At 40.8% G+C, this 8,160-nt stretch carries 7 protein-coding genes, 1 tRNA gene and 1 rRNA gene; all 9 read left to right on the top strand.

Features of this window, described 5'->3' with window-relative positions; genetic code table 11:
- Window positions 1-9 precede the first annotated feature (9 nt).
- Window positions 10-125 (top strand): 5S ribosomal RNA (gene rrf, locus AACW06_RS12205).
- 103 nt (window positions 126-228) lie between these two features.
- Window positions 229-319, top strand: a tRNA-Ser gene (locus AACW06_RS12200).
- Window positions 320-407: 88 nt separating this feature from the next.
- A complete protein-coding gene (locus AACW06_RS12195) occupies window positions 408-1,742 on the top strand; it encodes a tyrosine-type recombinase/integrase (protein ID WP_025794442.1) in 1,335 nt (444 codons plus the stop codon).
- Between the two features lie 2 nt (window positions 1,743-1,744).
- On the top strand, window positions 1,745-2,524 hold the full coding sequence (locus AACW06_RS12190) for a hypothetical protein (protein WP_025794444.1): 780 nt from the start codon (window positions 1,745-1,747) through the stop codon (window positions 2,522-2,524).
- A gap of 8 nt (window positions 2,525-2,532) precedes the next feature.
- On the top strand, window positions 2,533-2,736 hold the full coding sequence (locus tag AACW06_RS12185) for a hypothetical protein (RefSeq protein WP_139046174.1): 204 nt from the start codon (window positions 2,533-2,535) through the stop codon (window positions 2,734-2,736).
- Window positions 2,737-3,079: 343 nt separating this feature from the next.
- Window positions 3,080-4,387, top strand: coding sequence for a tyrosine-type recombinase/integrase (locus AACW06_RS12180; RefSeq protein ID WP_031858493.1), 1,308 nt, complete (start codon window positions 3,080-3,082; stop codon window positions 4,385-4,387).
- A 2-nt stretch (window positions 4,388-4,389) separates the two neighbouring features.
- Window positions 4,390-5,214 carry a hypothetical protein gene (locus AACW06_RS12175; RefSeq protein ID WP_025794450.1) on the top strand — a complete coding sequence of 275 codons (825 nt, stop codon included), beginning with the start codon at window positions 4,390-4,392 and terminating at the stop codon, window positions 5,212-5,214.
- A gap of 157 nt (window positions 5,215-5,371) precedes the next feature.
- Window positions 5,372-5,959: a hypothetical protein gene (locus tag AACW06_RS12170; RefSeq protein WP_025794453.1), complete on the top strand. Its 588-nt coding sequence runs from the start codon at window positions 5,372-5,374 to the stop codon at window positions 5,957-5,959.
- Window positions 5,950-7,761 carry a relaxase/mobilization nuclease domain-containing protein gene (locus AACW06_RS12165; protein WP_192075261.1) on the top strand — a complete coding sequence of 604 codons (1,812 nt, stop codon included), beginning with the start codon at window positions 5,950-5,952 and terminating at the stop codon, window positions 7,759-7,761. Before AACW06_RS12170 ends, AACW06_RS12165 begins: the two co-directional genes overlap by 10 nt.
- Window positions 7,762-8,160 lie beyond the last annotated feature (399 nt).

The following is an 8,160-nucleotide window of genomic DNA, read 5'->3' as shown; positions in this document are numbered from 1 at the left end:
AAGAATTTGCTTGGCGACCATAGCGTTGCGGACCCACCTGACTCCATGCCGAACTCAGAAGTGAAACGCAATAGCGCCGATGGTAGTGTGGGGCTTCCCCATGTGAGAGTAGGACATCGCCAGGCTTGATAAATGTTTTCAGATTTTATTTTCTTCAAGAAAATCATCTGAAAATAACACTGAAATATAGCATTTTTAATATAAGACTAAATTTCGGTAACAATTTGTGGAGAGATGGCTGAGTGGTCGAAAGCACCGGTCTTGAAAACCGGCAACCGTTAATAGCGGTTCTAGGGTTCAAATCCCTATCTCTCCGCCATTTTTCTTACGCATTAAGCCCTTGATTTTCAAGGGTTTTTTCGTATCTACAGTACTGCAAATCACTTTCATGACAATGAGGTGAGACAATGTACTTACAAAAAGCGCCTAATGGCGTATATCAAACCCGCATTTGCATCCCTAAACAACTACGTGAGTTTGGTTATCCTTTCGATATCAAAGTTAGTCTTTTAACTAAAGAGCGCTCAGAAGCAATAGAGCGCAATTTTAAAATGGCTTCCTGCATTAAGATTGCTATTAGCCAAATTGATTTAACCAATCCCGTATTATTCCCAAAATTTAAGGTTGTCCTTCACCAACAGATGGAGACGCTGCGTAAATCTTTCTGTTCGCCAACAGCCTATAAACTAACCCCTGAAACCGTTGCGTATTTTGAAGATGACATTGTTTCAGACATTCCAAGTAATATCGATCTAACTAACCTTGAAGAGACTGAACCGAGCGTAAAGAGCATCTCTGCCGAAGTAGTACCTTTTACTCAGTTGCTTGAGCGATTTCTAGAAAGTAAGAAGAAGCGTAATGTTCGACAGCTTACGATCCATCAACTTGAGCAACGCATAAGTCACTGCATCAATTTCCTTGAAAAGGAGGGCATAAATCGGAATACAGTCAGTAGCTCTGACCTAGATAGTTATATAGATCTGCTCTACTCTGAAGGACGTTCTACCAAAACGAACAAGGACTATTTCTCAGCAAGTAAGCAGTTCTTCAAATGGCTAAAATCAAAGAAATATATTCCTAATAACCCTGCTCAAGACTTAAATCCCCAGTTCAAAAGTAAAAAGCATGTCTCTGAACAACGTGAGCGTTGGACAACTGATGAACTGACATTACTAATTAAAAGTCCAGCGTTTACTCTGCAATCTCTGGACTTTCAGTGGATCACTAAACTACAGCTCTTTCATGGGTTACGCACTGGCGAAGCTTGTCAGCCATATATCCAAGATATTGTTGTAGATGATGAGATCCCATATTTTCGAGTCACCGACCAATCCAAAGATCAGCACTTGAAAAACGAGCATGCAGTTCGAAATGTCCCTCTTCACCCTGCGATTCGTGATGATTTCGTCATATTTTGCGAAAGCCGCCGTCATAAAGGCAATGCCCCTCTATTCGATTACTCACCGCTCGGACCAGATAAAGATTGGACTAAAACGTATCGAACGCAATTCGGGAAGCTACAAACCAAGTTGGGTATGCTTGCTGGCAAGCGTCCTACCGCTTATGGACTACGCCACACATTCATTGATGTTCTTAAAGAGCAGGATGTTCCAGAACATAGTGTAGCCGAGGTGGTTGGTCATAATAATCCGAACATGACCTTCGGACGATATGGGAAGAAACATAAATTAGAGAAATTGCTTGAAATCGTTAGCACGTTCCAAATGGATCTAGAGGGGTAATTATGCAAAAACTCAGTCAATCGCTACGAAAAGCTATTGTTCTAGCACTCGAAGAGGGAGCTTCATACCGCGATCAACTCGATCTATCTCGCTTTCTAGCAATGGGGGTTGCGATGGAGCAGATTCACCTTATTGATACAGCGATATCTCTGCTACAGATCCATCCTTATTTGAACCAACACGACTTTGAATCAAAGTACGGTGTACAAAAGGTTCAGCTTACGATTGGCAGCGTGAGTAGCTTTAAGAACCTTCTCAGTCTAGAGGAATATACTTATCGCGACTGGTTAAAAATCAATAAGCTGACTGAAAATGAACCTCTTTGCTTACCATATTTGGTGTATCAATATTTCTCAGACGAAATTCGTCGCGATTTTATGAACGGTGCTTATCTTGTGGATAATCTACAAATCCAACTCGGCTCCAAGCAGTTAAATAGCTTCAAGTTTAAGTGTGGAACTACTGTTGGTATCCCGACAGATGTATTTGACATCATGATCTTTATTTTGATTTCGCGTTTTGGTAGGTACACAGGCTTTAAAATGAACTTAACTGACTCGGTACTGCATCTTTTCTCGCATACAGATAGCGTTGATATAGAAGTCCGTACCTATGCAACCGAGTTTTCGTATCGTACACAACATTCTGTATGCCTTATAGATGATCTCAACGAATCCAGTCCAATGCGCAAAGTGCGAAAGATTATCAAACTGGAGGAGTTTTCCATTTTTCACAAATGTAACTCAAATCGTGAGTTACTAGACTTGTTAGATTTTAGCTGAGGGGAAAAATGATGACTAACCAAGACGGTTCGCCAAAACTTACTTTAGATATAATGCAGCAAACTCTTCAACAAAAGTGTGTCGCCTCGGTGCTGATGGGTGAAAATGGTCCGTTACTTATGCAGTATGGCGACCACGTTAAAGTCTATGAAAATGATACATCAGCGTTTAATGCAGCGAAGCTATTAAGGCTAGTATCTTCAGCACTGTAACCCTAATATTTATTCTTCTATGAACCCCACAAGACGTAGTGTAGTTATTTGCACTACGTCATTTTTCGTGACCTGTGTCACATTAATTAAATTTAATGGTAAACGTTGTAATCTCGCAAGGGAAGAAAATACGATAAGTTAGTTAGCACTTACACTTATAAATATCAATAAGTTACGCTATGAAAAATATTCCAGATATGTATATTTTTCTTTATTATACATAGGCTTACATTAAAGTTAATTATGCGTAACTATTGTGTAAAAAGAAACGTTGTGGTTTGATAATAAGCAAATAAACCAGACCATTATACATAATAAGGCTCCGCCAGAAGAGCCGCCCTTAATGGCCTATCACTCTATAGGTCTAGAAATGAACCCTACGAAGAAAAATGAAAAATCCCCTCGCCTGAAGTCTCGAATTAAAAAAACTCGGAAAGGCACTCGCAAGTCTGACATTTCATTAAACAAAGATGATTACCCGCTAAGCTCAGTCGCCCAAGCTGTTTGTCATGAGCTAAATACTAAAGCGCTTGTTGTTGCTGAATCAACACTGAACGGAATGAAGACTCACGGTCGACATATCATCCTAAACTTAGGTGATAAACCACTATCTGAACTTACAATCGAAGATATTGATGAACTCAAAATCACACTTCTCACACAAGGCAAAAAAGGCAAGGTCATTAACGGTTGTTACACTATCTTACGAGCCGTCTGCGCTAAAGCTTGTTCCTCCGAACAGCAGAAAAACGACCTAATGGAAAAAATCAAAAACCTGAAAGTTGTCAATGATGATCCATTCCCATTCACTGAAGATGAAGTACGTCAATTACTGTTGACTGATACCGACAATGAGATGGCAAAAGACATGGCTTCTTTTGCCATTCTAACGGCATTACGTATCAGCGAACTCATTTGTACTTGCTGGGAAAATATCGAGTTTTACACAGAGGACGGGATTGAAAAGTGTCGACTATACGTTGATTTAGCTAAACCATTAAACAAATACAAAGTAACTAAAACAGAAGAGTCTGAACGAACAATTGAGTTATCAGCAGAAGCCGCTCAATTACTCCGCAAACTCGAACGACTAACGGGTGATAAAGCTCCAATAACTATTGACGTTGTACAACGAGATAACATCACAGTTAAACGAGAAAAACGCAGGTTTGTTTTTTTTAATGAGCAAACTGGTCACCCGTGGTTAAACCCCAAGCAATTCGCAAAACAGTTTTTTACTGGGTTTCTCAAAGAAGCAGGCGTAGCACATCGAGGCCCAAATCAATTGCGACATACGGGAGCGTCGATACCTTTTAATCGTGGAGTCAGTGTAGCTTGGATAGCGGAATTACTCGGGCATCGAGACGTCAGCATTGTAGAAAAGCATTATGCGAAACGTAATAAGGTGAGTTTGAAGAAAGAGCAAGTCAAAGCAGATAGGACAATAGCAGAGCTATTTAAAACGGGTGATTCAAACAGCATTGTCGTACCCAATGGCATTGTTGAAACTAAGCAAGCAGCGCAGTCCATTGCCAGTGATGACAAAGCATTTATACAAAACTTACTCGAATTGGCACGTGCTGCAAAGAATGATGAACACAGAGAGCAAATCTACAAAATTATCGACGATACGCTGAAAGGTGGACAGTAATTATGAATACTACTTTGTCTTCCTCTCTTCCTGCCTTACTCAGTCAGGAAGAAAGTCTTGTATTGCTCCGTGAAAGATTCAGCTCTGAACTAGAAAAAAATGGGTACTCGACCGAAAAAGGTAAAACCATTGATGAGTATGCCTCAGCATTTAGCGATTCAAACACAGCACCCACTTCAGCAAAAGCGCTTCAAAAGCGTGTTGGTGGTGATTTTAGGCGAGTAGCGATCGCTTTCAAAATACTAAGGAAAGCGACAAAACCAACTACTATCGTTCGTAATAAAGCGCTGTGGTTTGTTGACTCTGAGCAGCGACTGATTTCTGCGCTTCAAGCCGAAATGTCCATCGTCTGGCAGGCGTTTGATAGTGAAGTGCAGCAGCTCGTTAGCGCCCATACCCAAGAATCTCTTAAGCAAATTGATGAATTAGAAAAAGAAAACAAAGAGCTTGTTGAGTTCATTGACGAATTGCAAAAGCAGATACGGCAAACTGATTCACAGAGTCAAAAGTGCAATGAGTTAGAAAATAAACTTGCTCAATCAGAGCAAGTTGCTTCTGACTATCGGTCTCGAATTGACCACCAACAGCAAAAGCTCGACACGTTACTGTTGGTAAACCACGAGCTTGTGGTTGAACGCACTCGCGCGAAAATGTTAGATGAGCATATCGCTTCATTAACTCGCGATAAAGAACGCCTACAAGAACACAACACAAAACTTATCGAAAGTCTCACGACCACTCATCCTGATTGGTATTTCGGCGATTTGAGTGAGGCAGATCCCAGCTTATCTGAAGAATTCCATGTCGACGACGGTGTGGAAAATTGATGTAAAAGCTAAAAGAGCAAGGTTACCCCAACCCCGTATGAAAAATTTCATCGGGTTGGGAGTCTAAGCTGCTGCTTAGGAACGCTTGGGCTGCGCCCAAACCCCTTAATTAACTACCCCAAACAATAATCAGACCTAAAAAATTAGGCACCAAAATATGACTAGAAAATACAAGAAAAAGCAGATAGCAGAGTACTATCTTAACGATCCAAAGCTTACCGAATTGTTCGAAAAATCACTTGATAACTGTGTTGAGCACAACATTAAAATCAGCAAAAACCGCTTGAAGAAAGAAACTGGTTTAAAGTCCGCTGAAGTAGATGCGCTTTACCATCATTATTGTGAAGCAAAGAGTACTCGTATAGAAATGAACTGTACGCTCTTAGATAAAAAGATCTGGAAATACAAAGCTGAGCAAGCAGGAAAAACGGTGTCTCAGATTGCTTCTGAATCACTACATAAAACTCAAATCATAATACCTTTTGCAGAGCAGACTAGAAAGGAGATGTTAGGCGTAATCCATGAACGTGTACGTTTCAATTCTCTGCTTAATCAGACCGTCAAGTGGTGTAACACTCATAAATCTGGAGTGGAAGCCATTCAAATCTTGCTAGAGCTTAACCAGCTAAACAAAGCATTTGAGCAGCACGATCTGCGAGTAATGAATATTCTAGCCAATCCACAGGTTGACCATAAATACCGAGTCGCAAAAGTAGATCCATTATCGGTGGAATTATGGCAGTAATATCATTTTTCCAAACCAGTGGAAAAGACCAGACTAACCCACAAGCTGCAACAAACTATCTCTATGGTCCTCTGTGCAGCCTCAGTGACGAGCAAAAAAGAATTTACAGCGATGCTTATCAAATGCGTAAATCTGCCAGAGAAACGAACGACACACAGACAGAGTGGGAATGCGACTACATTCTCCAGCAGCAAAAAGGAAAACGTAGAGAACCGCCACCAGAAGCAATTAATGGTAATCGCAAAGCGGTCGAATATGTGATTGCACATACGCCTCACCAACATAAATATGTTTCTGGTGTGATTGCTCACGCGTTGGAAGATACAGATAAGTTGCAAGCTAATCCAGAAATTGAAGCGGAATGGCGAGAGTTATTCGAAGACTTGTGCTTTGCTGGTTTCCCTGAAGATGAGCGATTAATCGACTGGGTGCGTCACACGCACCAAGGCAATATTGAAAACCACTTCTTGATACCGAGAATTCACCTTGCAACAGGATTGTCCTTCAACCCTGCGCCACCTGGGCATGAACAAGACTTCAATCTACTGCGGGATTACTTAAATCTTAAGCATGATTTAGTGAGTCCTCTCGATTCTCTTCATAAACGACTTACTCAAGACGGTAGCGGCCTTGACAAGCGGCACAAGCTAAAGAAAGCAATCAATGTCTGGATTAAAGACATGATTGCTAATAATCGAGTAAACAGCCGCAATGACATTATACAAGCACTAAGTAGTGATAAGTTTAAAGAAAAGATCGGGGTTACCCATATTAGTCAGTCAGATAATTTTATACGCTTGCATTTTCAGGACAAAAAGAACGTTCGCCTGAAGGGCTTTGTCTTCACTTCCCAATTCACTTCGAAAGAATCACTGACGCAATCCTGTGAAAGCATACAAAGCAAGGAAGAAAGACTACATGAACTAAAAAGTAAGCTGGATAAGGTCATTGCAAAACGAGCTGACTACAACAAAAGTCGCTACCGACTTGCACGTATTCAACCTGAAAAAAGCATAACGAAAGCGTATTACTTACCACCCAATTCAAGATGGACAGCAACGCCACCTTGTTACATATCGCAACCTCAGCCTATTTTTGCACACATGCCTGAGTTCAACCCATCCCTCAAAGGTTTTGAGATGGTTAAGCAAATTGAAGAAAGAAAAGCATTAGCTGAACGAAATGCAAAGTTAGCGCTAGAGCAGTATCACGAGCGACAAAAGAGGTTTATCCAAGAATGGATGAGTTTTCTACTCGAAGGGAAAATAGAATATGAGCCATATCGAGAAGCAATTAGCTTCACAAATTACGTCATTGACGAAGAATCAGCAGATTTCAAACGAGCATTTGCTCGCTATGATCGAGACACAGAACGAGTTTTACCTAAACACAATAAGACAAATTCAGGAACAGTATCAACACGAACGCAAAACAATCCTGAAGGACATTATTCAAAACAATCAGCTCATGATGCAGGAATACCAAGCATCTGTCGAAGCGTTACAGGGGCTATCGAAAGCCTCAAACGAAATATCCGCATCCACGAGACAGCAAATAGCGAGATTGGAACATCGATTGAACATGCTGGAAAGCTGGCAGAAAGACAGCGGGACAGCTATCTCGAACTTAGTCGAGCTTTTGAAGTTATAGCTTCTGAACCGAAATTGAGGGATGAACTGAAATCGCGCTCGATTAGAAATGAAACACGTAAAATACCACGCATGAAGAAAGACGGTTTGAGGCGGGTTCTTAAAAAACTAACGAAGCCACAACCGCATGAGCAAGAGAGGTTGGATCGTTAAGTTGAATTGAAATTATGACAACAGAATCTCTTCTAGTAGCCTAGTGCAGATACCATACCCAATAATGTGCTAGTAAGGAGGAGATGTCATCAGCGCCAATTGAAGATCATAGCTTGCTGTGTTTACCCCCTATCAGGGGTAAACTAATTTTTACCCCCTATCAGGGGTAAAACTATCATCTATCATAGTGATTTGCTCCCCGATACCCCCTTACTTGCCCATGGGTGAACTTCTATGGTTGTTTGTAAAATAAAGACGTGTATTGCGAATCGAGAAGTGTTTGCCCTTTTTAGAGTGGTGGTACGTAACATTTTGAGTCAAAACAATTTGAACAAATATCTCTAGTTCTTCAATATGCGCATAGTTGTTCAACGATCATCAACTTGATACCTTACGTTA

The sequence above is a fragment of the Vibrio sp. S12_S33 genome (assembly GCF_963889785.1).
GTDB lineage: Bacteria > Pseudomonadota > Gammaproteobacteria > Enterobacterales > Vibrionaceae > Vibrio > Vibrio aestuarianus.
Note: the sequence above shows the minus strand (reverse complement) of the source record. Positions and strands in the feature narration are given on the sequence as shown.